This is a genomic window from Streptococcus sp. oral taxon 071 str. 73H25AP, assembly GCF_000146755.1.
GTDB classification, from domain to species: Bacteria; Bacillota; Bacilli; order Lactobacillales; family Streptococcaceae; genus Streptococcus; species Streptococcus oralis_T.
In genome coordinates this window covers 515168-539567 of sequence record NZ_GL397254.1, presented here as the reverse complement: position 1 = coordinate 539567, position 24400 = coordinate 515168, and the positions used below count along the sequence as shown (strand labels likewise).

Sequence of the window (24400 nt, the reverse complement as noted above, 5' to 3'; positions counted from 1 at the left end):
CTTCTCCTTTAGGCAGCGGTTAATTTCTTGTGTAGATAGCTTCCGAGTTTGCGTGCTCCAAAGTTAAAAATCAAGATAAAGATGAGGAGCACAGCAGCAGAACCAGCAGATACAATGGTAGCATCAGGAATGGTTCCTTCACTGTTGACCTTCCAAATGTGGACAGCCAAGGTTTCTGCTTGACGGAAGATTGAGATGGGGCTGGTAACACTGAGGATATTCCAGTTAGACCAGTCAAGGGCTGGAGCGGATTGTCCTGCCGTATAGATAAGAGCGGCGGCCTCACCAAAGATACGGCCAGAGGCCAAGACAACACCCGTTACGATGCCTGGAAGAGCTTCTGGAATGACGACATGAACTACAGTCTCCCAACGAGAAATTCCAAGAGCTAAGCCAGCCTCACGTTGTGTATGGTGAACGTGTTTTAAACTGTCCTCAACATTTCGAGTCATCTGAGGGAGGTTAAAGACCGTCAAGGCCAAGGCACCTGAAATGATTGAGAATCCATACTCAAACTGGACTACAAAAATCAAGTAACCAAAGAGACCCACAACGACTGATGGTAGAGAAGACAAAATCTCAATACAGGTTCTGACAAAATTTGTCACAGGACCCTTTTTTGCATATTCAGCTAGGTAAATCCCAGCCCCCATAGACAAAGGCACAGAGATAATCAAGGTAATGACTAAAAGGAAGAAGGAATTGTAGAGCTGAATCCCGATACCCCCACCTGCTTGATAAGAGGATGATTTTCCAGTCAAGAAAGACCAAGAGATGTGCGGTAACCCTCTCACCAAGATATAGAGAATCAAGGATTCCAAGATGGCAACAATGATACCAGCGATGGTATAGAGGACAGCTGTTGCAAGTTTATCTAATTTCTTAGCGTGCATAGTTTTTCTTTCCTCTTTCTTTCGTAATCAACTTAATCACACTATTAAAGGCCAAACTCATCAAGAGCAATACTAAGGCCAGTGACCAGAGAACGTTATTATCAACCGTTCCCATGACGGTATTTCCGATACCCATAGTCAAAATAGAAGTCAAAGTCGCAGCTGGTGTTGTTAGCGAAGTTGGGATAACTGCTGAGTTTCCGACAACCATCTGAATAGCAAGAGCTTCACCGAAGGCACGCGCCATCCCAAAGACCACTGCTGTGAAAATACCTGAACGTGCTGCTTTCAAGGTCACACGCCAGATGGTTTGCCAACGAGTGGCTCCCATAGCCAAACTAGCTTCACGGTAATGACGAGGAACAGCACGCAAGCTGTCTGTTGTCATAAAGGTTACAGTTGGTAGAATCATGACAAAAAGAACGAAAATCCCTGACAAGATCCCAAAACCAGTTCCACCAAAGATGCTACGAACAAAAGGCACCACAACTTGCAAACCGATAAATCCATAGACGACTGAAGGAATACCGACGAGGAGTTCAATGGCTGGTTGCAAAATCTTTGCACCCTTTGGTGATACTTCTGTCATAAAGACTGCAGCTCCGATAGCGAAGGGGGTTGCAATCAGGGCAGATAAAATCGTCACAATAAAGGAGCCCAAAATCATCGGAAGGGCACCAAATTGTTTCCCTGAAGGATTCCAAGTTTGTCCAAAGAGGAAATCAAAGATATTCACCCCATTGACAAAGAAAGTTGATAAGCCTTTTTGGGCTACAAAAATCAAAATCATCGCCACAATGATAACAATCAAAGAAAGGCAAGTGAAGGTCAAACCTTTACCAAATTTCTCAAGACGAGAGTTCTTTGAAGGAGATAGTAATTTTTTAGATAATTCTTCTTGATTCATTATTGACCTCCTTCTACTGCTGTAACGGTACCTGAAGCATCCTTTTGGACTTTCATTTCATTGATGGAAATATAGCCCATGCCCTTAACAATCCCATTTTGGGCTTCGTCTGAGAGGACGAAATTCAGGAATTCAGCAGCTAACTCATTTGGCTGACCAAGTGTGTACATATGTTCATAAGACCACAAAGGCCAGTTGTTGGTCGTTACATTTTCAGACGTAGGCTCATAGCCATTGAGCTTCATGGTCTTGACTGAGTCATCCACATAGGCAAAGGCAAGATAAGAAATGGCTCCTGGAGTTTGGGAGACAATCGACTTGACCATTCCATTGGAATCCTGTTCTTGGCTCTGCATTGCAGCCTGACCATTCATTACGACATTGTCAAACGTCGCTCGTGAACCAGAACTTGCTGCTCGGTTGATGATTGAAATGGCCAGGTCTTTGCCCCCAACTTCTTTCCAGTTGGTCACTTCACCTGTAAAGATTTTGCGAAGTTGCTCGGTTGTGAGATTTTCAACATCCACTTCCTTGTTTACAATCACTGCAAGACCAGCCACTGCAACCTTGTGGTCCACTAGTGATAAAGCATCGATTCCATCTTTTTCCTCTGCAAAGACGTCAGAATTCCCGATGTCTACTGCTCCAGACTGGACTTGGGAAAGTCCCGTACCCGATCCACCACCTTGAACATTGACTGTTTTTCCGATGTTTCTAGAACCAAATTCATCTGCTGCTGCTTCGACAAGAGGTTGAAGAGCTGTTGAACCAACAGCTGTCATGGATTCTCCACGATCAATCCAGCTAGCACATCCTGCTAGAGAACCTGCCATCAAAAGAGCTGCAAGAGACATGACGAGCTTTTTTCTTTTTTTCACTGTTTTTCTCCTTGAACATAATGATAAATGTTCTGATTTCTTTCTGTTCCTATCATATCAATCAGTGATGATAAGACTTGGTTTACGATTTATAGACTGGAAGCCCCCTTGGGGACCAGTCAATTCATCACATAATATAAGTAAAAATGAAAGACTATCAGAAAAAACTCATACTTCCAATATAACATAGAATAGATTCTTTGACTAGCTTTTTCACTTGAATCTGAGCCCTTTTGGATAATAATTTTTCAAAACATTTCCCGTTACCTTGGCAAAGCCTAATCCGTTTCCTTGAACCACAACTTGATACCAGCCATTTGATCGAGCTTCAGACAATTGAACAGTCTCGCCAGCCACATATTTGACAAAGTCCTCATCCTTGATTTCGACTGTTTGCAAAACTTGACTTGGTTTTAAGGCTAATCCCAGAGCAAAGCTTGGTTCGAAGCGTTTCTTCTTAAAAGTACCCAGATGAAGTCCATTTCGGGCAATTTTGAGTTTCCCTAGATCAGGTAACATCTCTGGCAAGAGATAAAGTTGGTCTCCAAAAGTTTGTAGAACACCAGTTAGTGGCGTTTTGAGATGTTTTTGGACAAATTCTTTCCACAAGTTCTGCTGTTCGCGACTGAGATTGCTCTTGCTAGCCTTGAATTTAGGTGCTGGATTTTGTCCCTTAAACTGCAAGTGGGCAACAAACTGACCTTCTCCCTTGAAATGATGAGGATACATCCGCGCCGTTTCAGGAAGGCCCATTCCTTCTACCATACCGTTCAGATGCTCAACTGGAAGCAATTCAAATTCATAAGTATCCAGCAACCAGTGGACGATTTCTTCATTTTCCTCAGGTGCCCAAGTACAGGTCGAATAGACCAAACGACCACCTTCAGCAAGCATGGTCACTGCATCTGCCAGAATTTCTCTTTGCAAACTAGCGCATTGACTCGGATAATCGGTACTCCAATAATCCATGGCATCTGGCTGCTTACGAAACATCCCTTCACCCGAGCAAGGGGCATCAAGGACAATCACATCAAAGTAACCTTTAAAAACCTTGGCCAAGCGGTCAGCAGATTCATTAGTCACGACAACATTTGTCGCTCCAAATCGCTCCATATTTTCCACTAAAATCTTAGCACGCTTGCTTGAAATTTCGTTGGAAACAAGGACTCCTTGATTAGCCAGATAAGCTGCTAGTTGAGTGGATTTTCCACCTGGTGCTGCCGCCAAGTCCAAGACCTTCATGCCAGGACTTGGTTGAGCTACCTGGGCCACCATTTGGGCTGCAGGCTCTTGTGAATAAACGAGACCTGTCACGTGCTCTGGAGACTTTCCAGAGACCTTACCATAATGCCCCCAAGGTGTATGTGGAATAGCATCCGCAAACGATAGCTGACTTTCTTTTAAGGGATTGACCCGAAAAGCCGATACCGCTTCCTGTTTAAAAGAGGCAAGAAAATCTCTTGCCTCATCTTCTAGTATCGCTTCATATTTTTCAACAAATCCTTCTGGAAATTGCATTTAATTTTCTTTCCTTTCATAAATGTAGGACTGAATCTCTTCTTGCATCTCGATTGGCACCATCATGACAGGCTGACGCGTTTTAAAATCAGCGGGCTCACCTGATACTGTAAGAAGTCGATAGCCCAGACTTTCCCCTAGGATACTGGCCGCAGCGTAATCCCATGGCTGCAAGTAGGTAATATAAGTCAGAAGACGACCCGATAAAACCTTAGCAAAACTAATGGCCGCACTGCCGTAGACACGGACTCCCAACGCTGCTCGGCCCAAATCCGCCAAGCCCCACTCATTGGTTTCAAACATACCTGAGTTACCGGCAACTAAAAATTCTTGAAGAGGTTTCTTTTTAAAAGGCGGTAAGGGATCATTATTACGACAAGGAGGAAAGGCACCACCACCATGGTAACAATCACCTTTCATGACATCATAGATGATGCCAAATTTGCCCACACCATTCTCAAAATAAGCCAACATCACGGCAAAATCTTCCTGCTGGGCAACAAAATTATTGGTACCGTCAATGGGATCAATCACCCAAACACAACCTTGACCGACTGCAGCACGTAAACAACCCTCTTCCGCGCAAATCAAGTCCTCAGAATAGGAGGACTTGATCCGATCAACCAAGAGTTGCTGAACCTCCTTGTCCAAACGTGTCACCAAGTCAGTAGGTGAAGACTTGCGCTCAACCTGCAAATCCTCTTTCATGTGAGCCAAAATATAGTCAGTAGCTTCCTGCACAATCTGTTTGGCAAATTCAAATTTAGTTTCCAAGAGAAATCTTCCCTTCTCTTTTTTCTTTTGCTAATTGAACTGCATGATAGAAGGAATAGCCGCTAGCCGTCTCAAATTCGCGACCTAGGCGCTTTTCTTCGCTTTTGCTTGGAACCACAGACTTGAATTCCTTGTAAGACTCTAGCAGTTTTTTTGCTTCTACCTTATCTTCATAGGCAGCTTCAACATCATTAAAAAAAGAAAGCACTGAAGCAAGTTCTTCAGTGCTCCACGACAAATCTAGTGGGTAACTATACTGTTTGTTCATCTATCCAATACCAGCTCTCAATGTTGCTTCTTTTAGTTCTTGTTTACGGTAACTACGAGGGAGAAAAGCACGAATCTCATCTTCATTAAAACCGATTTGCATACGTTTGGTATCTGTAATAATTGGGCGACGCAAAAGACTAGGATATTGCTCTATCAACTGAAGCAACTCCGATACCGAGATACTCTCTACATCAATATCCAATTTTTGAAAAATTTTTGAACGAGTTGAAATGATGTCATCAGTACCATTTTCGGTCAAGAAAAGAATATGTTGTAATTCTTTTCTTGTTAAAGGATTAGTCATAATATTATGCTCTTGAAAGGGCACTTTATGCGTCTCTAACCAAGCCTTTGCCTTACGACATGATGTACAACTCGGTGATAAAAATAGTGTAATCATGCTTTTCTCTTCTTTTATCTATACTTGCTATTTCTATTATACAAAAAAATAAAGCGCTTGACTAGGTATTTTTAGAAAAAAAGCCTATTTTTTCATAGAAAATAGACTGTTTTCTGCAAAAATCTCCTGCTTTGCAAGTTTATCTTTAGGATAACCTAATAATAAAAATGGAAGCGATTAGATTTCCTCAATTTTTATTAAAAATACAGAACGTTAACAACTATTTCCTTAAAGCTTTGACAAGAAGGAAACTGAATATTCCTTCATACAAAACAAAGAAAAGTACAAAGGAATGTAGGAAGAAAGTCTCTGGCAAAATCAGAATAACGGGATCCTTTGCTGGATCAAAAAGCCAGGTATCGTCTCCCACAAAGAGAATCTGATGGAACAGAGTAAAGAATTGCTCAAAACCAATCAACACTCCCACAAGCCCAATGACTAGAGGCAATAGCACTAAAGTCAGGATACTTTTACGATATAGAGGTAGAAAACCTTTTTTTACAATCTTTTTAACAAAGAAATAGAAACTTGGTAGTGTTACCACAGCCACTAGCTGAACCAAGTGAAAGAGATTCTTCACCACCGCAAAGTGGTGTAGACCTGCCGCTGATGAGCGGAAATCAGGCATCTGCAAGACCTGATTAAAAGGATTGGTCAGGTAATTCATCAAGATATGAAAGTTGTACTGAATCGTTTCTGGCTTTAGATAGACTCGACCCGCTAAATTCAGCCACTTAATCTCCATGGGATAGAAAACCCATGCCAGATAAATGGTTAAGAGAATAGAAAGGAAGAGGAGAAAGAGCATACTTCCCCAAAAAGTCAGTTTAATTTTCATCAAAATTCCACTCCGCAAGGCTAGACACCACATGAGTTGGTGCGATTGGCAAGTCAGCCACTTCTTCTGCCTTGGTGAAACCTGTCGTCACCAAGAGCGTTGGAATGCCATTGTCAATTCCTGCTCGGATGTCTGTCAGGTAGTTATCCCCCACCATGAGCAATTCTTCTCGTTTCAAACCTAGGTGTTCCACGGCCTTGTCCATAATGATAGCATTCGGTTTTCCGATATAAACTGGTTTGACCCGAGTTGCTACTTCAAGAAGTGTTACAAGTGAACCAGCACCAGGCAAAAGACCACGTTCCGTCGGGATATTGAGGTCAGGGTTGGTTCCTATAAAGTGAGCACCCTTTTGGATAGCTAGAGTCGCCGTGGCAAATTTTTCATAATCGACTTGCCAGTCAAGTCCAACTACCACATAGGCAGGATTTTGCTTATCTTCGACATAACCAGCCGCCTGAATGGCATCCTTGAGCCCAGCTTCGCCGATGACATAGACTGTCTTTTCTAGTCCCAAGTCATTCATATAGTCGATGGTTGCCAAAGTCGCTGTGTAAACTGTCGATAGAGGCGTGTTGATATTAAAATTCTGAGCCAACATCTCTTGAACGCTCTCAGGAGTACGAGTTGTATTGTTGGTTACAAAGAGATAAGGAATTTCTCGCTTTTGCAACTCATGGACAAAAGCCTCTCCTGCCGGAATTCGGTCTTTCCCCTTGTAAATGGTTCCGTCTAAATCAATTAAATAACCTTTATAAGCCATATCGCCCTTTCTAATTGCCTTCAATTTCTTGCCACGTAATCATAGCTTGGGCATTGATCTCGCCATCACTGATAATCTCATGCTTGCTTTCTAGCCCCTTGAGTTCATAAGCTGAAGCAATCATGCCACCTGGTCGCACTTCTTTGACATATTTGAGATTGATTTTCTTTGGAATATACTTGGTCAAAAAGTCTGCTCCCATGACCTCAAAAATCCAATCCAGGTATTTACTGTTGTTAACATGACCATTCATATCCAAGTCGTAAAAACGAACATGGTAGTCTTTACTGATCGAGTTTTCTAGATTTGCATACTTTGGCCCACGGATGAGTTTTTTATCAAACTCAGACTGATAAGGCGCAACAATCTCCGGTTCGACAGCATGGACTTTACGACTATCTCTGTCCATGAGAACAAAGGTTGCTACCATGCGAATGATTTCTTGACCTGCTTCATCGTAGAGAGTAAAGCGACGATAGCAAAAGAGACGATTGTAAGTTAAGGCTTCCGTTTCAATCGTAATCTCTTCAGCAAAGCGAGGCAAACGTACCACGTCAATCTCATAATCCGTGATAATCCAGACCAGATTGTAGCGTTCCAAGACGTCCTTGTCACTGACTCCCAGCTCAATCGACTGCATACCTGATACTTGCAGGGACAGCAAAATCACATCTGGAAGTTTGATATGACCGTTCATGTCCGCCATATCAAAAGGAATTTTCATTTTCATCTGATAAGTTAAGGCCATTGTTCTACTCCAAAATAAATCGTTCTGCTACGGTGTCTCCCAGAAAGAGACCTCTCTTTGTCATTCGGACACGATCACCATCAATCTGCATAAGGCCTTGTTGAACCAAGTCTCTGATGATTTCGCCATAAAGTCCTTCAAAGGAACGTCCGAATTTTTCCTCAAATCTAGCCATGGAAACCCCAGATTTCTTGCGGAGTCCCAAAAACATTTCTTCTTCCATCTGCTCCTTTTGGCTCAGGTGTTCTTCGGTTATCCGAGCATCTCCTGCCTCTACCGCACTGAGATAATGTCGAATAGGACCGTGGTTTTTATAACGAACTCCGTCCACATAACCTGAAGCGCCCGCACCGATACCATAGTACTCAGCATTGTCCCAGTACATGAGATTGTGGCGACTTTCAAATCCGGGTTTAGAGAAATTGGAAATCTCATAATGCTCAAAACCAGCTCGCTCAAGCTCTGCGATGATGTACTCAAACATCTCTGCTTCTAACTCTTCCTTGGGTAGGGGCAGTTTCCCTCGTCTCATGCGGTTCATAAAGACCGTATGATTCTCCAAAATCAAGCTATAAAGACTCATATGAGGAATATCAAGCGAGATAGCCTTAGCTACATTGTCCTTGACCTGAGCCATAGTTTGACCAGGTAGAGCATAAATCAAGTCGATGGAGATATTGTCAAAACCAGCCAGTTTGAGGCGGTCGATATTTTCATAAATATCCTTCTCCAAATGACTGCGCCCAATTTTTTTCAGCATTTTGTCATCAAAAGTCTGCACACCCAAGGAAACACGATTGACTGGTGACTGTTTCAAAACGGCAATCTTATCCGCATCCAAGTCTCCTGGGTTAGCTTCAATGGTCAACTCTTCCAAAACTGACAAGTCCAAGTTTTTAGTCAAGCCATCCAAGAGCACTTCTAGCTGTGAAGCTGACAAAGCCGTTGGTGTCCCACCTCCAATATAGAGGGTTCGCAATTTTTGGATATCATAAGAACGAAACTCCTCTAGCAGATGCTCCAGATAACTATCTACTGGTTGATTCTTGATAAATACTTTTGAAAAGTCACAATAATAACAAATCTGTGTGCAAAAGGGAATATGCACATAGGCTGACGTTGGTTTTTTCTGCATAGTATTTATTATACCACAAAGACAGGCTGCAGATAAAAATCACCATCTCCAAAAATCAGAGATGGTGATACCTTATACTTCAGTAATATCGATGATGATTTCTTCTTGGTCTTCAGCGACGTCTGGGGTTGCTGACTGTTCTTGCAACTGCTCCTTGAGATTGTTAAAGGTTTCTTTTGACGCTTCTGTCGCTTGTCGAGCACAGTTTTTAGCTTGGTCAAGGACACTGTCGAAAGTGATTTCACCAGATTCTACTTGTTCCTTTGTTTTCAGCACAAAATCCGTTGCCTGTTCCTTCACTTCGGTTAGTTTCTCACAAACCTGCTCTCTAGCATATTCTGGATCTTCTCTCAAATCATCTAGAAAATTCTGAGCTTGACTACAAACTTGCTTGCCCTTGTCACTCGTCAGAAACAAAGCAAGAGCTGCACCTGAAACTGTTCCTAAAAGGATAGAGGATAGTTTTCCCATAAGATTTCTCCTTTTTTATTTTTTGAAAAATTTACTTGCGACACGGAGTGCAGATAATCCAGCACCCGTCTTAAGTGTTTTTGATCCAGCAGATGAAGCTTTTTTGCCTAAGACACGTGCATGTTGGTTGAGGTCAGAAACTGACTCAGACAAGTCCGCCACCGCCGTAAAGAGTGGATCAATCGTCGCAACTTTGACATTGATATCGTCTGCTAACACATTGACCTTAGCCAACAATTCATTGGTCTGATGCAAGGTAACGTTCACATCTGAGCTCAACGTTTTGATGGTTTTCTCAGTCTCATCAATCATACGACCTGCTTTTTGAATCGTGATTGTCAAATAGACTAAACAGACAATCAAAGCAATCGCAACAAGTATATATGCAACTTCTAACATTTATTTTTCCTCCTCTGTATGATAGAAAGGGGCTTTCTTTCGATTTTGATAAAGTATGATAAAAATACCGAGTCCGATAAGGACAACTGATAACCATTGGGAAACTCGCAGACCAAAGAACATGAGACTATCCGTCCGCATCCCTTCGATGATCATACGGCCGAAGCCATACCAAATCAAGTAGAAAGCAGTGATATGACCGCGTCTGATTCCCTTTAATTTTCGTCTAAAAATCAAGATTAAAGCAAAACCAATCAGATTCCAAACCGACTCATATAAGAAGGTCGGCTGACGGTAGCTACCATCGATGTACATCTGGTCGCGGATAAAGCCTGGCAAATAATCCAGACTATCTACCGCTGCACCGTAGGCTTCTTGGTTAAAGAAGTTCCCCCAGCGTCCTAAACTCTGGGCAATCATGACGCTCGGTGCTGCAATATCTAAGAAATCCCAAGTATTGATCAGCTTTCTATCTGCAAAGATATAAAGAACAATAGCCCCTGCTATCAAACCTCCATAAATGGCCAAACCTCCATTCCAGATGGCAATGATTTCACCTGGATTTTGCAGGTAATAATCTAAGCGAAAGAGTACGTAGTATAGTCTAGCACCTAAAATCGCGACTGGAAAAGCAATCAGGATAAAATCCAAAATATCATCTGACAGAATTTTCTTTTTAGGAGCTTCCTTCATGGCAAGGTAGACTGCCAAAATCAAACCAGCCACAATACACAGAGCATACCAACGAATAGAAAAAGGACCGATTTCAAATGCGACTGGATTAATCATTTTTCACCTCATTTTGAGCGATCAGATTTGTCAAGCGTTCTTCAAATAAACGTGTCGCATCAAAGCCCATTTCCTTAGCACGGTAGTTCATGGCAGCCGCTTCAATAACAACAGAAATATTGCGTCCTGTTTTTACAGGGATGCGGATACGCGGAATGGCTACGCCAGAAATCTCGATTTCTTCAGCATTATTTCCTAAGCGATCGAAGGTCTTATGCGTATCATAATTTTCCAAATAAACTGCTAGTTGAACTTGTGAAGAATCCTTAACTGCACTTGCTCCGTAGAGACTCATCACATCAATAATCCCCACTCCACGAATCTCAAGTAAATGCCTCAAAATTTCAGCTGGCTCTCCCCAAAGGGTCATTTCGTCTTTTGCAAAAATATCTACACGATCATCTGCCACCAAACGGTGTCCACGTTTCACAAGTTCCAGACCAGTTTCACTCTTACCGATACCACTATCTCCTTGGATCAAGACACCCATGCCATAAATGTCCATCAAGACACCATGAACACTGGTCCGTTCTGCCAAACGAGAATCCAAATAGCTAGATAATTCTCCTGATAGGCGACTAGTAGCTGTTCGACTGGTTAAAATCGCAATCTTACATTCCCTGGCAGCTTTCAACATTTCTTCTGGAACTACTAAACCACGCGCAACAATAACCACTGGTGTTTCTGGTTGAAACATCTTGGTCAACACCTTATAACGGTTGTGAGAAGACATGGAGACCAAATAAGACCATTCCTTCATTCCCAACAGTTGAAGCCGCTCCGGAGTATAGTAATCAAAATAGCCTGTCATTTCAAGACCTGGTCGAGAAATGTCCGCAGTATTGATTTCTTTTTCAAGTAAATCGCCTTCACCGTAAACAATGTCTAATCTGAGCTTTTCAATGACTTCTTTTACTAAAACCGACATAATTTCCTCCTTCAATCGAGTTCTCCCTACTATTATATCAAATTGTGGTAGGAAGTTTCCTTTTTTTGCAGGATTTACAGTATTTATTTGGAAAGAAAAAAAGGCTAGACAAGTCTAGCCTTTTATTTCAAATTAGAATTTTTTACGTTTACGAGCTGCTTCTGATTTACGTTTACGTTTTACAGAAGGTTTTTCATAGAATTCACGTTTGCGTGTTTCTTGAAGAGTACCAGCTTTAGTAACCGCACGTTTGAAACGACGAAGTGCATCGTCAAGAGATTCATTCTTACGTACTACTGTTTTAGACATTTTTTTCACTCCCTTCAAGTTCAAGATCTATTCCATTTTACACACAAAGTGAATAATTGTCAAGAGAAAAGCGACCATAAACTTTTATTATTTTTACTTTCTTCTTTTGAAGATGAAATAAATCACTAAGATGCAGAGAATCAATCCTAAAACAGCTGGTTTTACAATCGATATGCCACTTCCTCCACTAAATAAAAGACTATGGGCAACCTTCAGAAACGCTCCAATTACTACCGTTGCTAATAATCCATACCAACGTCTACTCCATGTTAAGGATATAATCGCCGTAAAAAATGCTAGAATTGTTGCCAAAATGATAACTTTTTCAATACTCCATCCGCTCGTAAAATAAGTCTTCTCAAAATTCAAAAACTCAATTACTTTTACATCAACTATTTCCGGCTTTGGGAACCAGAACATACTAGTAAATAGGCAAAATATAGAAAAGAAAATCAGGCTGTAGGATTTTTTATAAGCTCCCATTACAATTGGAATAATAAAGAGAGGGCGAATATACCAACTCAGAGTATTCTGGTGTCTAGTAAATGCCCACTCAAAAAAGCTCGTATCTGATAAAAAAACGACAATGATAGCAATCGTTAGAAACAAGAAAATAACCCCACCTATTTTATCTAGCGTTTTTATTTTCATAACTTTTCCCTTCTTGAATTCATAAAATTAATCTATCCATGGCAGATTCCCACTAAGTGAATTATCAACCGCTAATCGTTTTATTGGTAAAATATTAATGTTCTCCCAACCACGCTGTTATTCTATTGTCAAGATATCTAGTTGCTCATCGTTAACGATAATTGCTTGGCGGTTATGAAGCGGTAGCAATTCAAGCTGCTTTTTATAGGTTTCAAAGGTCTTCTGACTACTATCAGTAAAAGGTTCCTCACCATAATGTGGAAGGATATAAAAATCCACTTCATCCAATCCTGTTGTATCATATAACTCTGTCGCTACCGTCTTGTCGTCCATGAGTTTATTGTAGTCAATATCCTTGGCTGTAATGATAGCCCCTGCTGATTCTCCCACATAGACCAACCCATCTCTTATTTGCTCTTTGATAAGAGATAGGAGTTGTTTTTTCTTTAATTCTTGTAATAAATAAAAGGTATTCCCGCCTGAGATATAAAGAATCTTGCTTTGGAAAATCTTTGCCTGAGCAGTTTCTCGATCACAAGAAGCAATATCTAGAACCTCTATCTCAAATCCTAAATCCCTGAATGTTCGCTGAGCCTCATCGATATAGGCAGTATAGTCCTCTTTGTTCCCAGCGGTAGGAATAAATAAAACCTTATTTTCTAGATTCTTTTCCTTTGCATAATCGCTAAAAAGCTTTTTGACTCCAGCAAAGTATGAACATAAAAATAATTGTTTCATGATTGTACCTCCATTAATGTTTAACAATTTTATAAAGGATCCATGATCCCTTTCTTTGACTAGTTACGAGCTCAAACCCTACTGATAACAAGAATCGTCTAAATGCTTCTTCGTTTTGGACCTCTGGTAAAAAGTAAGACAATTTGTTATATTCACAAGCCAGTAAGAGCATCCCGTCTGATTTGAGTATTCTTCGAAGTTCCATAAAAGAAGCCTCTAAATCCTGCCAATGAAAATGAGTTTAAAAGGCTGTGATTAAATCAACACTTTCATCAGAAAATCCTGTCTCCCTAACATCTCTTCGTTCAAAATTTAGATTAGTCATCTCTATCTGTTTGGCTTGAGATATTGCGGTATCTGAAATATCGATTCCAGTTATGGTACTTTGCGGAAAAGTTTCTTTCAGTAGGATGGTTGAACAGCCATTTCCAACTCCTACATCTAAGATTGCAGGGTAAGATGTTCTATCCAGATAACGAATTGCCCATACAAACATGGGAAGGTAGGCTCTATTCCACAATTTCATCATTCGTTTTCCTAGAAAGCCCGAGGGGTTCTTTGATTGCTGAATTAAGCGACTAAATAGTAACATTAAAAGTAAAAAACAAATAAAACCGATTATATAATTCAAAGTCGAGCCTCCCCGTATAGCTATATTATACCACTTTAGCAGGATAGTGAACATTTGAAGTAAGAAGCCACTCACTCCAAAGAGCAAGTGGTTCTTGTAATTTTACTTTTCAAGCAAGCTGAGCGCTTCAGCATCCGCAATAATAGTCACATCAGGGTGGTTTTGTAGGCTACTTGCTGGGAGATTCTCAGTCACTGGGCCTGATACTGTTCCAGCAATGGCTTCTGCTTTTGACTCACCATAAGCAAAGAGAATAATTGACTTGGCATCCAAGATGTTTTTAATCCCCATTGAGATGGCTTGAGTTGGAACGTCTTCAATCTTGTCAAAGAAGCGAGCATTGGCTTCGATTGTAGACTGGTCTAGGTCTACAAGGTGTGTCTGGCTATCAAAGGCAGTTCCTGGCTCATTAAATCCGATATGTCCATTGCGACCTATTCCCAAGATTTGCAAATCAACTGGATGGTCAGCCAAAATTTGGTTGTAGCGTTCTACTTCAGCTTCAGCATTGTCCTTAATCCCACGAGGCAAGAAACTTTCTTTAAATGGTTTTTGGTTGAATAAGTGTTCTTGCATAAAGTGGCGGTAAGACTGAGGATTGTCTCCGTCAAGTCCTACATACTCATCAAGGTTTACACTGGTTAGATTTGAAAAATCAAGGTCACTCTCAACGATTTCCTTGTAAAACTCAAGCGGACTGCTCCCTGTCGCAAGTCCTAATGTTTGAGCACCATTGGCCAATTTTTCCTTCAAAATCTCAAAAGCAACTTTTCCACCTTCAACTTGATTTTCAACTTTAATAACTTTCATCTTTTCATCCTCCATTTTAATCTATATTCATTATATGGTATAGACCAATTTTTGTCAAGTGAAAACGATTTAATTTCTAAAAAAAGAGCGCCCAAACTTGAAACATGTTATAATGGATAAGATTAGAACTTAGAAAGAATGATGAAAAAATGAATACAGCTGATTTTGATTTCCACTTGCCTGAGGAATTGATTGCCCAAACGCCCCTTGAAAAACGAGATGCCTCCAAACTCCTTATCGTTAATCGTGAAACGGGAGAAATGCAGGATAAACACTTCCACTCTATTATTGATATGTTGGAACCTGGTGATGCTCTTGTCATGAATGACACCCGTGTTCTCCCTGCCCGCCTCTATGGTCAAAAGGAAGAAACTGGAGGCCATGTGGAGCTTCTCCTACTCAAAAATACCAGTGGAGATGAGTGGGAGGTTCTAGCCAAACCTGCCAAACGCCTCAAGGTCGGAACTCGTGTCAACTTTGGTGATGGTCGCCTCAGCGCTGTCATCACGGAAGAATTGACCCACGGGGGCCGCATTGTCCGCTTTGAATACCAAGGAATTTTTCTAGAAGTCTTGGAAAGTCTCGGTGAAATGCCACTACCGCCCTACATCCACGAAAAACTAGATGACCGTGAACGCTATCAAACGGTCTACGCTAAAGAAAGTGGCTCTGCTGCTGCACCAACTGCTGGCCTCCACTTCACCAAAGAACTGCTAGCAGAAATCCAAGCCAAGGGTGTCCATTTGGTTTATTTGACTCTCCACGTTGGTTTAGGAACTTTTAGACCTGTTTCTGTGGACAATCTGGATGAACATGAAATGCACTCCGAATTCTACCAACTTTCTGAGGAAGCAGCTGCCACCCTTCGCTCTGTTAAGGAAGATGGAGGCCGTATCATCGCTGTTGGAACCACCTCTATCCGCACGTTAGAGACTATTGGTTCCAAGTTTGATGGGCAAATCCAGGCTGATTCTGGCTGGACCAATATCTTTATCAAACCTGGTTACGAATGGAAGGTTGTGGATGCCTTTTCAACCAACTTCCATCTGCCAAAATCAACTCTCGTCATGTTGGTTTCTGCCTTTGCAGGCCGTGACTTAGTCTTAGATGCATACCAGCACGCTATTCAAGAACGCTACCGTTTCTTCAGTTTCGGTGATGCCATGTTTATCTATTAATTTTCATAATCAAAAAACGCATAGGATCAGATTTGATCCTATGCGTTTTATAATAGATAACTTTATTAGTTAATTTATTGTAAAGGTTGGATCTTTCAAGCTTTGAACACTGGCATTGATAACTGCTCCGATAATCAAAATCTTTGCAATAAGAATAAACCAGAACATCATGACTACCACGATGATGGAACTGAAAAATCGGACATCCACTAGGTGATTGACATAGTTATTAAAATAGACAGAAAAGATATTCAATAAAAAGATAAGAGTTAGCAAGACAAAGACACTTCCTGGTAAAACATAGCGGATTCGTGGTGTTTTTACTTTTGGAAGGAAATAGTAAATCATGACTAGAATGGCAAAGATCAAGGCATAGACCAGAGGGCCTGTAAAATCTTGCAAGTAAGAGAATAGTGGGCTGTCTGATTGCCAGTAAGTTTTGAAGAGGTTGAGCAACATACGACCAAACATACTCAAAAACAAGGCTAGGGCAAAAAGAATCTGCAAGCCGAGGCTAACAAGCAAACTCATCAACTGATGGGAGATAATCCCTCGACTTTTGGTCACCCCATAGGCTTTGTTAAAAGCTTTTTGGAGGAAATCCATTGATTTTGAAAAGGTCCAGAGTGCAGATAAAACGGCAAAACTCAGCAAACCAGTCGATGGTTGAGTCAGAACTTCTCGGACAATCTTGGCGACCACATCATACACCGTATCAGGCAAGAATTCCTTGATCGTCAGTAAGAAATTTGAGACCGGAATCTGAAAATAAGGCAAGATATTGACCATTATCATTAGCAAAGGAAAGATTGAAATCAACCAATAGTAAGCAACCGCAACACTAGTCAACTCGCTATCAGATGCTTGATAATAATACAAAAAAGCTTTCAATAAGGGCCGTTCCATCAGCTCTTTCCACCACTTTTTCATGTTCCATCCTCCGTCATTTTCTTCATCATCTAAGTTTTTCTGATTAAATCTACCATATCATAAGGCAGGGTATTTGCGGCCTCTTTCAGAGAATAATTCTCTAAATTATTCACATTTTGGCGTAATTTTTTGGCATACTTGGCTGTTATCAATTTAGCTTCTTCGTATTCAAAGATTGCCTTACGTTCGAGATAGTAGCCTCGTAGCATTTCATCAATATTGTTTGGCTTGATGCGATTGATAACCCGCTCAACAAAGGCACCACTTCCGATAATGGCCGTCTCGCGCAGACGAGACTCTTGCATAAAGCTAATCAGAGAACTCTTGTAAACCCCCTTGAGGTTTTCCAAACTCTCGATAATCAGCTCTGTATTTTCCAAATACAACTCTGAAATCTGATCATAGTCAACTGCTAGTAGTTTACGAGATTCTTCATTCATCCAGCTACGGAAAGTTTTGCCAAAGGTAAACATTTCATGGAGTAGAAAGCGCAGTATCCGTAAGGAAACTAGGAAGTAATAAGTCACTCTAGAAGCGAAATTACGATTGATACTCTGCTCCATGTTTTTTAGGTAACGTTGGTAAACTCGATAGCCACGCTCACTGATTCTATTTTCCTCGTAGGCCTGCTCTAAACCATCACTCTCAATACTCAAGATAAGAAGTTTGAGGGACTCCCAGTCCTCTTGGACCCTCTTATTTTCCAGACTAAGGATGAGATTTTCAATCCGACCATGATAATTATCAATAGCTGCATAAAGAGGGAGTTTGTTCTTGTGATTGTCGAGCTCTTTTTCTAATTCTGCAGCTACATCATTCAGAATCGCAATATGCATCAAATGATCCTTGCTTTCCTCTTGTTCCTCAGATAAGTGAGGGAGAACCAGTAAACCCGTTAAAAAGCTTAATAGTGTAACGCCTGCTACAAGGAAGAGTAACAGAGGATATTCCTGCTCCAAATGACTTGGTATGAGGAGAATGGTCGCGATAGATACTGTCCCTTTGACACCAGAGAAGGTCAAAAGAAGCATATCTTTCATGTACTTATGAATCTTTTTCTTAAGTTGACGCGTCCTCACAAAGTAAAAACCAGCAATCATGACAAAGCGGATCGCAAAAAGCAAGAAGGTCAGAACGACAACTGAAAGCAGTAAAAGAAGGGGATTGTAGAGAGAATTAGACAAAATTGGCTCAGCAATCAACTCTAACTCCATTCCCAAGATAACAAAGACTGATCCATTTAACATAAAGGTCACGGTATGCCAGACGGTCTCCGTCACGGTGTCAACTTGAGCCTCAAGGAGCGTAATCTTCTTAAAGCGACTGGCCTTCAAAATACCTGCAACCACTACTGCGATAATCCCTGAAACATGAAACTCTTCTGCGATAAAAAAAGTCATGAGTGGCAAACTTAGCTCTAGCAATAGTTCACTGGCTATATCAGTCGCTCGCACACTCAGTAAAAAGCTATGCAAGAAACGATTGACCATAGCCGTCACAAAACCGACTACAAAACCACCAAGGATAGAAAGTGCTAGGGAAGTTCCTGCTTGGCTGAGAGAAAAGGTTCCTGTTGTCCAAGCAGCCAGAGCCATCTGAAAGGCAACCAAACCAGAAGCGTCATTTAAGAGCCCTTCCCCTTTTAGGATATTGGAAACCCGTTTAGGAAAACGAAAACGTTCAGAAAGAGACGCAAAGGCAACCAAATCTGTTGGGCCAAGTGCCGCTCCAACTGCTAAACAGGCAGCCAACGGAAGAGTCATCCAAAGGAAGTGAGCCATGCCCCCTAAGCTTAAGGTCGAGATAAAAATCACAGGAAAAATCAGAAAGACGACAATCCGCCAGTGCTTCAAAATGGACGTAATATCCGCTTCTTCTGCCTCCCGGAAAAGTAAGGGACCAATAACCATGGCCAGAAACAGCTCTGTATTGAGATGAAAATCCGCATCGGGAACAAATAAGCCAATCCCAATCCCCAAAAGGATTTGCACAAGAGGAAGGGGTAAAAATGGGAGAAGTTTATTGGTCGTAGTTGAAATGATTAAGACAAATAAAAATAGAATCAAGTAAATGAGTAATTCCACACAATTCCTCCTTAATCTTTTTTACAACAAGATTCAAAAATCTCCTTTTGCTCTTGGATTTTCTGATCAATCTTAGAACAGTCTTTGTGCTCAATTTTTTTCTGGCATCGTTCCATTTCAAGAGCCACTAATTTTTTCTTGATTTTAAGCATTTTCTTGCTCATATGTGCTTCGTCGAGCACCCCGACTGCTCGCTCGTGATGCGTTGACTCGACAAAATTTTGGCGCATTGCCTCAAGCTTCTCACGAAGGTATTGCTTATCCATGTCTATACCTTTCTAATTTTTCAATCATAACTAAAAACGGTGGATTATTAACTTGGTTGAGAGTCCGATAAATGGCAGCTGTATACTCTTGTTGGTTCAACTGGCTAACAAAATCCAATACAGCATCCCTCTCGGTGTCTCCTCCTTCATGACCATAGTAGATCATAATGGCAATCCGTCCCCCTTTGACAAGCAAATGGCACAGCTTTTCTAAGGCTTCGATAGTAGTCTGAGGTTGAGTGATGACGGATTTGTCAGCAGAAGGCAGATAACCCAGATTAAAAATCCCTGCCTTAGCTTCTGTCACAAACTGGTCTAGTGTCTCATGACCTTGCAAGATTAACTGGGCATTTGTCATTCCAGCCTGATCCAAACGCTCTTGCGTCTTCTCCAAAGCCTGCTCCTGGATATCAAAGGCATAGACTCGCTTGGCTAACTTGGCTAGAAAAAGGGTATCATGACCATTGCCCATGGTCGCATCCACTACAATATCCTCTTTTGTCACAACTTCCGCCAAAAAATCATGCGCCATCTCAAGTGGTCTTTTCATTTTCAAACTCCTGTTTTACAGCCTTGCATCCTTGCACACTTCCACGACGGCGCATCTCAGTTTCAATAGCATTTAGCACTTCCCATTTATTGAGGCTCCACATGGGACCAATCAACATATCTCTCGGTGCATCTCCTGTAATTCGATGGATGACGATATGCTTGGGAATGATTTCCAGTTGGTCACAGATATCCTTGACATACTCGTCCTGACTCATCAGTTGCAAGCGTCCTTCGTGGTAATCTCGTTGCATACGAGTATTTGTCATGAGGTGAAGCAAGTGCAGTTTAATCCCTTGAATATCGTTATCCGTTACGCAGCGGCGGACATTTTCGACCATCATCTCATGAGTCTCACCGGGCAAACCATTGATCAAATGGGAAACAATCTCAATCTTGGGAAATTTCCTCAAGCGTTTTACTGTTTCAACATACAATTCATAGGAATGAGCACGGTTAATCAGGTCAGATGTTGCTTCAAAGGTGGTCTGCAAGCCCAATTCTACCGTCACATGCATGCGTTCCGATAACTCAGCCAAATATTCGATGGTTTCATCGGGTAAACAGTCTGGCCGTGTTCCGATATTGATTCCTACTACACCTGGCTCGTTGATAGCCTGCTCGTAACGTTCCCGAATCACTTCCACCTTTTCATGGGTGTTGGTAAAGTTTTGGAAATAAACTAGATACTTTTTAACATCTGGCCATTTGCGGTGCATAAAGTCGATTTCCTTATAAAATTGCTCGCGGATAGGAGCATCTGGTGCCACGATAGCATCTCCAGAACCTGAAACCGTACAAAAAGTACAACCACCATGAGCCACAGTTCCATCCCGATTGGGACAGTCAAATCCCGCATCAATAGGAACTTTGAAAGTCTTTTCTCCAAAAAGTTTTCGATAATAATCATTCAAGGTATTATAAGATTTCATAACTTTCATTATAACAAAAAACACCTACAATCTCAAAAGCCTGACTTTCAAACAAATTCCCTTGTTTCTCATTTCCTTTAGCGTTTTTTTATGATACAATATGGGTATGATTTTAATGAAAATAGCATCTATTTTATTATTGATATTAACCTTGGTGGTTTGCTTTATTGTCACCAAGCTTTTCGGACTCAGGAAAATAGGATTTAATTTCGCGGATGTAGCTTTTCCACTTTTGGTATTTGAGTACTATCTGATTACTGCTAAAGCCTTTACCCACAACTTTCTACCACGACTTGGTGTCGCACTTTCTCTCCTAGCAATCCTCCTTGTAATCTTTTTCCTTGTCAAAAAACGAAGTTTTTATTACCCTAAATTCATCAAATTCTTCTGGAGAGCCGGTTTTCTCCTAACCTTAATCATCTATATAGCAATGATTGTCGAATTGATAATGGTAAAATGATTACCAACCCAGTATTAAATGCTGGGTCTTTCTTTTACTCCTATACTTAAAAAGACCAGAGGAGTCCTCTGGTCTTTTTATCGCAGGTTAAACCTAAGAAAAATAAATGAAAACTATCTTTCTCACGCTAGATTATTTATTTTTACGGCTTACAAAGTACAATCCACCGGTCACTGCCATCAAAGCAAGTCCTGCAACTACTGCTACATTAGATGCTTTTTCACCAGTGTTAGGAAGTTGAGGTTTTTGTCCTGGTTTTCCTGGTTCATTTGGTTCACCTGGTGTTGGTTTTTCTGGAATGTATGTATTTGTGATATTGAAGTCTTCTACTTTAGATGTGTAACCTTTAACCGGAACTTCTACTACAGAGTACTTGATTTCTTGACCGTCTTTGTAACGATCAAGGTCTGTAAACTCATAAGTCCAACCACTTGCTTCTGAAGCTATTGCAGTTTTACCAGTATCTTTACCATTGGCAAATAGTTTAACTGTAATAGATGCTGGACGAGCGTCTTTATGGTTTTCATCACCTTTCCAGATCTTCTTACCTTTTACAGACGCTTTTTCTGGCGTATGGGTGTTGGTCACATTCATACCAGTTTCAGTAGCTGTGTAACCTGTAGGAACACCAACTTCTTTGACTGTGTACTCGATTGGCTTACCATTTTGGTAACGGTCCAGATTAGTAAATTCATACTTCCAGCCTGTTTCCGCTGTGACTGTAGCTTCTTGGCCAGTTTCTTTACCATTCGCAAGTAGCTTCACTGTGATAGATGCTGGACGGATACGATCTTGGTCGTTATTGTCAATCCAAGTCTTTTGTCCACTTACAGCAATTTTTTCTGGTGTATATTCATTGGTAATGGTGTACTTACCTTCTTTTTCTGTGGTGATTGTTGAAGTATATCCTTTGACAACCACTTCTTTGACTTTGTACTCGATTAGTTTACCATTTTCATACTTAGGAAGTGGTTTTGATTCGAACTTCCAACCAGTTGCTTCTGATACTTCAATTTCTTGAACGACTTTGTCGCCATTAAGAATTTGAACTTTCACAGATTTAGTACGTTTGCCGTCTTGGTTGTTGTTATCTTTCCAAACCTTAGTTCCTGAAAGAACGACTGTTTCTATGTCATGAGTGTTTGTCACTACTTGACCAGTCACAGAGGCTTTGTATCCAGCTGGTACATCTACTTCCTTGATAGAGTAAGTGATTTCTTTACCAGCTTCGTATTGTGGAAGATTTGTGAAGGATGCTACCCAAGTGTTAGCGTCGGTCTTATCCTTAGCTGTCAAGGTCAATTTCTTACCTTCAACAGCTACTGGTTTAGATCCACCTACAGATTTGAAAAGTTGAACCGTTACAGACTCAGGACGTTTGCCGTCTTGGTTGTTCGCGTCGTTCCATACTTTTGTTACCTTGTAGTCGATTTCTTTAGGAGCATATTTGTTTGTGATGGTAAAGTCTGTAATAGTTGATTCGTATTCTGCTACGGCTTCTTCTGTTACAGTGTATGTGATTGCTTTACCAGCTTTATATTTTGCTAATTTTTCGAATGTAGCAGTCCAAGTTCCGTCTGCGGCTGCTTGAACTTCTTTCGATGCGACTTTCTGACCGTCTGCTAAAAGATTGATTGTAATCTTAGTTGGACGTTTGCCGTCTTGGTTGTTCGCGTCATCCCAGTTCTTGGTTGCTTTAATGTCAACTGTTCCTGGAGAATAACTATTTGTGATAGTGAATCCTGATGCAGCATCACCAGTAACCTTAGAAGTGTAACCAGGAACAGTTACTTCTACTACTGTGTACTGGATAGGTGTGCCACCTTTATCAGCATCAAGGTCTGTGAAGCTTCCAGCCCAACCGTTTGCGGCATTGAGCTCAAGTGTCTTACCTGTATCTTGACCGTCTGCAAGCAATTTAACTGTGACAGACGCTGGACGTTTACCATCTTGGTTGTCCTTATCATCCCATGCTTTCTTCACAGAAACTGAAGTTTTGGCTGGAGTGTAGCTATTGGTAATGGTGAAGCCAGTTGTGGCATCTCCTGTTACCTTAGACTCATATTCTGCGACTGCGACTTCTTCAATAGTGTACTTAATCGCTTTACCAGCCTTGTTCACATCAAGATCTGTGAAGCTTCCTGACCAGTTGTTGTCTTTATTGAGTTCAAGGGTCTTACCTGTGTCTTGACCATCGGCAAGGAGTTTAACTGTGACTGATCCTGGACGCTTGCCGTCTTGGTTATCGGCATCATTCCAAACTTTCTTCACTGGTACTTGAGTCTTACCTGGTGTGTAGCTATTAGTAATGGTGAAGCCAGTGGTGGCATCTCCTGTTACTTTAGACTCATATTCTGCGACTGAAACTTCTTCAATAGTGTACTTAATCGCTTTACCAGCTTTGTTCACATCAAGATCTGTGAAGCTTCCTGACCAGTTGTTGTCTTTATTGAGTTCAAGGGTCTTACCTGTGTCTTGACCATCGGCAAGAAGTTTAACTGTGACTGATCCTGGACGTTTGCCGTCTTGGTTCTCGGCATCATTCCAAACTTTCTTCACTGGTACTTGAGTCTTACCTGGTGTGTAGCTATTAGTAATGGTGTAGCCAGTTGTGGCATCTCCTGTCACCTTAGACTCATATTCTGCGACTGAAACTTCTTCGATAGTGTACTTAATCGCTTTACCAGCTTTGTTCACATCAAGATCTGTGAAGCTTCCTGACCAGTTGTTCTCTTTATTGAGTTCAAGGGTCTTACCTGTGTCTTGACCATCGGCAAGAAGTTTAACTGTGACTGATCCTGGACGTTTGCCGTCTTGGTTCTCGGCATCATTCCAAACTTTCTTCACTGGTACTTGAGTCTTACCTGGTGTGTAGCTATTGGTAATGGTGAAGCCAGTTGTGGCATCTCCTGTTACCTTAGATTCATATTCTGCGACTGCGACTTCTTCAATAGTGTAGGCGATTGGAGTACCACCTTTATCTGCGTCAAGATCTGTGAAAGTAGCTTGCCATTTGTTTCCTTCATTGAGTTCAAGGGTCTTACCTGTGTCTTGACCATCTGCTAGAAGTTTAACAGTAATAGACTCTGGACGTTTACCATCTTGGTTCTCGGCATCATTCCAAACTTTCTTCACTGGAACCTGTGTTTTA

The 24400-nt window shown here is 41.2% G+C and carries 27 protein-coding genes and 1 pseudogene; 2 read left to right on the top strand and 26 right to left on the bottom strand.

Annotation, left to right across the window (positions count from 1 at the left end):
• Positions 1–8: 8 nt before the first annotated feature.
• The 20 genes and pseudogenes from pstA to HMPREF9189_RS04840 form a co-directional block, all read right to left on the bottom strand.
• The gene (gene pstA / locus HMPREF9189_RS04935; protein WP_000543052.1) at positions 9–893 is read right to left on the bottom strand and encodes a phosphate ABC transporter permease PstA; all 885 of its coding nucleotides are present in this window, start codon (positions 891–893) and stop codon (positions 9–11) included.
• Positions 883–1800, bottom strand: coding sequence for a phosphate ABC transporter permease subunit PstC (gene pstC / locus HMPREF9189_RS04930; protein WP_001070949.1), 918 nt, complete (start codon positions 1798–1800; stop codon positions 883–885). The genes pstA and pstC overlap by 11 nt, the downstream gene beginning before the upstream one ends.
• Positions 1800–2678 (bottom strand): phosphate ABC transporter substrate-binding protein PstS, encoded by an 879-nt coding sequence (locus HMPREF9189_RS04925; RefSeq protein ID WP_000746357.1) that lies wholly within the window; start codon positions 2676–2678, stop codon positions 1800–1802. The genes pstC and HMPREF9189_RS04925 overlap by 1 nt, the downstream gene beginning before the upstream one ends.
• Before the next feature lie 213 nt (positions 2679–2891).
• Positions 2892–4196 carry an RsmF rRNA methyltransferase first C-terminal domain-containing protein gene (locus HMPREF9189_RS04920; RefSeq protein WP_001160232.1) on the bottom strand — a complete coding sequence of 435 codons (1305 nt, stop codon included), beginning with the start codon at positions 4194–4196 and terminating at the stop codon, positions 2892–2894.
• Positions 4197–4970 (bottom strand): inositol monophosphatase family protein, encoded by a 774-nt coding sequence (locus tag HMPREF9189_RS04915; RefSeq protein ID WP_000448249.1) that lies wholly within the window; start codon positions 4968–4970, stop codon positions 4197–4199. It lies immediately after the preceding gene.
• Positions 4960–5238, bottom strand: coding sequence for a UPF0223 family protein (locus HMPREF9189_RS04910; protein ID WP_001041968.1), 279 nt, complete (start codon positions 5236–5238; stop codon positions 4960–4962). The genes HMPREF9189_RS04915 and HMPREF9189_RS04910 overlap by 11 nt, the downstream gene beginning before the upstream one ends.
• On the bottom strand, positions 5239–5640 hold the full coding sequence (locus tag HMPREF9189_RS04905; protein ID WP_009755287.1) for a Spx/MgsR family RNA polymerase-binding regulatory protein: 402 nt from the start codon (positions 5638–5640) through the stop codon (positions 5239–5241). It lies immediately after the preceding gene.
• 220 nt (positions 5641–5860) lie between these two features.
• Positions 5861–6478 (bottom strand): TIGR01906 family membrane protein, encoded by a 618-nt coding sequence (locus HMPREF9189_RS04900; protein WP_000694707.1) that lies wholly within the window; start codon positions 6476–6478, stop codon positions 5861–5863.
• The gene (locus HMPREF9189_RS04895; RefSeq protein WP_000323538.1) at positions 6468–7241 is read right to left on the bottom strand and encodes a TIGR01457 family HAD-type hydrolase; all 774 of its coding nucleotides are present in this window, start codon (positions 7239–7241) and stop codon (positions 6468–6470) included. The genes HMPREF9189_RS04900 and HMPREF9189_RS04895 overlap by 11 nt, the downstream gene beginning before the upstream one ends.
• A gap of 10 nt (positions 7242–7251) precedes the next feature.
• Complete coding sequence (locus tag HMPREF9189_RS04890; RefSeq protein WP_001229534.1) at positions 7252–7989, bottom strand: acyl-[acyl-carrier-protein] thioesterase; 738 nt, start codon at positions 7987–7989, stop codon at positions 7252–7254.
• Positions 7990–7993: 4 nt separating this feature from the next.
• A complete protein-coding gene (gene hemW / locus HMPREF9189_RS04885; protein WP_001170094.1) occupies positions 7994–9124 on the bottom strand; it encodes a radical SAM family heme chaperone HemW in 1131 nt (376 codons plus the stop codon).
• A gap of 72 nt (positions 9125–9196) precedes the next feature.
• Positions 9197–9595: a YtxH domain-containing protein gene (locus tag HMPREF9189_RS04880; RefSeq protein ID WP_000517398.1), complete on the bottom strand. Its 399-nt coding sequence runs from the start codon at positions 9593–9595 to the stop codon at positions 9197–9199.
• A 15-nt stretch (positions 9596–9610) separates the two neighbouring features.
• Positions 9611–9994: a DUF948 domain-containing protein gene (locus tag HMPREF9189_RS04875; protein WP_000895032.1), complete on the bottom strand. Its 384-nt coding sequence runs from the start codon at positions 9992–9994 to the stop codon at positions 9611–9613.
• Complete coding sequence (gene lgt / locus HMPREF9189_RS04870) at positions 9995–10783, bottom strand: prolipoprotein diacylglyceryl transferase (RefSeq protein WP_000609715.1); 789 nt, start codon at positions 10781–10783, stop codon at positions 9995–9997.
• Positions 10776–11711: an HPr(Ser) kinase/phosphatase gene (hprK, locus tag HMPREF9189_RS04865; protein WP_000115136.1), complete on the bottom strand. Its 936-nt coding sequence runs from the start codon at positions 11709–11711 to the stop codon at positions 10776–10778. The genes lgt and hprK overlap by 8 nt, the downstream gene beginning before the upstream one ends.
• A 132-nt stretch (positions 11712–11843) precedes the next feature.
• Positions 11844–12020 (bottom strand): 30S ribosomal protein S21, encoded by a 177-nt coding sequence (gene rpsU / locus HMPREF9189_RS04860; RefSeq protein WP_000048054.1) that lies wholly within the window; start codon positions 12018–12020, stop codon positions 11844–11846.
• A 93-nt stretch (positions 12021–12113) separates the two neighbouring features.
• Positions 12114–12671, bottom strand: coding sequence for a hypothetical protein (locus tag HMPREF9189_RS04855; protein WP_000695595.1), 558 nt, complete (start codon positions 12669–12671; stop codon positions 12114–12116).
• Positions 12672–12788: 117 nt separating this feature from the next.
• Positions 12789–13409 (bottom strand): Type 1 glutamine amidotransferase-like domain-containing protein, encoded by a 621-nt coding sequence (locus HMPREF9189_RS04850; protein ID WP_000811178.1) that lies wholly within the window; start codon positions 13407–13409, stop codon positions 12789–12791.
• Between the two features lie 13 nt (positions 13410–13422).
• Positions 13423–14040: pseudogene (locus tag HMPREF9189_RS04845) on the bottom strand (class I SAM-dependent methyltransferase).
• A gap of 102 nt (positions 14041–14142) precedes the next feature.
• Positions 14143–14850 (bottom strand): glucosamine-6-phosphate deaminase, encoded by a 708-nt coding sequence (locus HMPREF9189_RS04840; RefSeq protein WP_000864599.1) that lies wholly within the window; start codon positions 14848–14850, stop codon positions 14143–14145.
• A gap of 149 nt (positions 14851–14999) precedes the next feature.
• Here HMPREF9189_RS04840 and queA point away from each other — a divergent pair, with 149 nt between their 5' ends.
• Positions 15000–16028 (top strand): tRNA preQ1(34) S-adenosylmethionine ribosyltransferase-isomerase QueA, encoded by a 1029-nt coding sequence (gene queA / locus HMPREF9189_RS04835; protein WP_001090141.1) that lies wholly within the window; start codon positions 15000–15002, stop codon positions 16026–16028.
• A 69-nt stretch (positions 16029–16097) separates the two neighbouring features.
• Here the strand turns inward: queA and HMPREF9189_RS04830 are convergent, their stop codons facing one another.
• From HMPREF9189_RS04830 to HMPREF9189_RS04810, 5 genes are read right to left on the bottom strand one after another with little or no spacing between them, the layout of a single operon-like run.
• A complete protein-coding gene (locus HMPREF9189_RS04830; RefSeq protein WP_000759526.1) occupies positions 16098–16958 on the bottom strand; it encodes a YihY/virulence factor BrkB family protein in 861 nt (286 codons plus the stop codon).
• Between the two features lie 29 nt (positions 16959–16987).
• Positions 16988–19042: a sodium:proton antiporter gene (locus HMPREF9189_RS04825; protein ID WP_000421613.1), complete on the bottom strand. Its 2055-nt coding sequence runs from the start codon at positions 19040–19042 to the stop codon at positions 16988–16990.
• 11 nt (positions 19043–19053) lie between these two features.
• Complete coding sequence (locus HMPREF9189_RS04820) at positions 19054–19308, bottom strand: hypothetical protein (RefSeq protein ID WP_000361094.1); 255 nt, start codon at positions 19306–19308, stop codon at positions 19054–19056.
• Positions 19301–19858: a class I SAM-dependent methyltransferase gene (locus HMPREF9189_RS04815; protein ID WP_000828427.1), complete on the bottom strand. Its 558-nt coding sequence runs from the start codon at positions 19856–19858 to the stop codon at positions 19301–19303. The genes HMPREF9189_RS04820 and HMPREF9189_RS04815 overlap by 8 nt, the downstream gene beginning before the upstream one ends.
• Positions 19842–20798: a TIGR01212 family radical SAM protein gene (locus HMPREF9189_RS04810; RefSeq protein WP_000867017.1), complete on the bottom strand. Its 957-nt coding sequence runs from the start codon at positions 20796–20798 to the stop codon at positions 19842–19844. The genes HMPREF9189_RS04815 and HMPREF9189_RS04810 overlap by 17 nt, the downstream gene beginning before the upstream one ends.
• Positions 20799–20889: 91 nt before the next feature.
• Between HMPREF9189_RS04810 and HMPREF9189_RS04805 the strand changes: the two genes are divergently transcribed.
• The gene (locus HMPREF9189_RS04805; protein ID WP_000525395.1) at positions 20890–21249 is read left to right on the top strand and encodes a DUF3397 domain-containing protein; all 360 of its coding nucleotides are present in this window, start codon (positions 20890–20892) and stop codon (positions 21247–21249) included.
• A gap of 132 nt (positions 21250–21381) precedes the next feature.
• Here HMPREF9189_RS04805 and HMPREF9189_RS04800 read toward each other — a convergent pair.
• The coding region (locus HMPREF9189_RS04800) for a Cna B-type domain-containing protein (protein WP_009755282.1) at positions 21382–24400 on the bottom strand (3019 nt) is incomplete at its 5' end.

Bases quoted from the DNA above. Each gene is read 5' to 3' on its own strand.
- pstA (WP_000543052.1), bottom strand. From the start codon at position 893: ATGCACGCTAAGAAATTAGATAAACTTGCAACAGCTGTCCTCTATACC.
- pstC (WP_001070949.1), bottom strand. From the start codon at position 1,800: ATGAATCAAGAAGAATTATCTAAAAAATTACTATCTCCTTCAAAGAAC.
- HMPREF9189_RS04920 (WP_001160232.1), bottom strand. From the start codon at position 4,196: ATGCAATTTCCAGAAGGATTTGTTGAAAAATATGAAGCGATACTAGAA.
- HMPREF9189_RS04910 (WP_001041968.1), bottom strand. From the start codon at position 5,238: ATGAACAAACAGTATAGTTACCCACTAGATTTGTCGTGGAGCACTGAA.
- HMPREF9189_RS04905 (WP_009755287.1), bottom strand. From the start codon at position 5,640: ATGATTACACTATTTTTATCACCGAGTTGTACATCATGTCGTAAGGCA.
- HMPREF9189_RS04900 (WP_000694707.1), bottom strand. From the start codon at position 6,478: ATGAAAATTAAACTGACTTTTTGGGGAAGTATGCTCTTTCTCCTCTTC.
- HMPREF9189_RS04895 (WP_000323538.1), bottom strand. From the start codon at position 7,241: ATGGCTTATAAAGGTTATTTAATTGATTTAGACGGAACCATTTACAAG.
- HMPREF9189_RS04890 (WP_001229534.1), bottom strand. From the start codon at position 7,989: ATGGCCTTAACTTATCAGATGAAAATGAAAATTCCTTTTGATATGGCG.
- hemW (WP_001170094.1), bottom strand. From the start codon at position 9,124: ATGCAGAAAAAACCAACGTCAGCCTATGTGCATATTCCCTTTTGCACA.
- HMPREF9189_RS04880 (WP_000517398.1), bottom strand. From the start codon at position 9,595: ATGGGAAAACTATCCTCTATCCTTTTAGGAACAGTTTCAGGTGCAGCT.
- HMPREF9189_RS04875 (WP_000895032.1), bottom strand. From the start codon at position 9,994: ATGTTAGAAGTTGCATATATACTTGTTGCGATTGCTTTGATTGTCTGT.
- lgt (WP_000609715.1), bottom strand. From the start codon at position 10,783: ATGATTAATCCAGTCGCATTTGAAATCGGTCCTTTTTCTATTCGTTGG.
- hprK (WP_000115136.1), bottom strand. From the start codon at position 11,711: ATGTCGGTTTTAGTAAAAGAAGTCATTGAAAAGCTCAGATTAGACATT.
- rpsU (WP_000048054.1), bottom strand. From the start codon at position 12,020: ATGTCTAAAACAGTAGTACGTAAGAATGAATCTCTTGACGATGCACTT.
- HMPREF9189_RS04855 (WP_000695595.1), bottom strand. From the start codon at position 12,671: ATGAAAATAAAAACGCTAGATAAAATAGGTGGGGTTATTTTCTTGTTT.
- HMPREF9189_RS04850 (WP_000811178.1), bottom strand. From the start codon at position 13,409: ATGAAACAATTATTTTTATGTTCATACTTTGCTGGAGTCAAAAAGCTT.
- HMPREF9189_RS04840 (WP_000864599.1), bottom strand. From the start codon at position 14,850: ATGAAAGTTATTAAAGTTGAAAATCAAGTTGAAGGTGGAAAAGTTGCT.
- queA (WP_001090141.1), top strand. From the start codon at position 15,000: ATGAATACAGCTGATTTTGATTTCCACTTGCCTGAGGAATTGATTGCC.
- HMPREF9189_RS04830 (WP_000759526.1), bottom strand. From the start codon at position 16,958: ATGAAAAAGTGGTGGAAAGAGCTGATGGAACGGCCCTTATTGAAAGCT.
- HMPREF9189_RS04820 (WP_000361094.1), bottom strand. From the start codon at position 19,308: ATGGATAAGCAATACCTTCGTGAGAAGCTTGAGGCAATGCGCCAAAAT.
- HMPREF9189_RS04815 (WP_000828427.1), bottom strand. From the start codon at position 19,858: ATGAAAAGACCACTTGAGATGGCGCATGATTTTTTGGCGGAAGTTGTG.
- HMPREF9189_RS04810 (WP_000867017.1), bottom strand. From the start codon at position 20,798: ATGAAAGTTATGAAATCTTATAATACCTTGAATGATTATTATCGAAAA.
- HMPREF9189_RS04805 (WP_000525395.1), top strand. From the start codon at position 20,890: ATGGGTATGATTTTAATGAAAATAGCATCTATTTTATTATTGATATTA.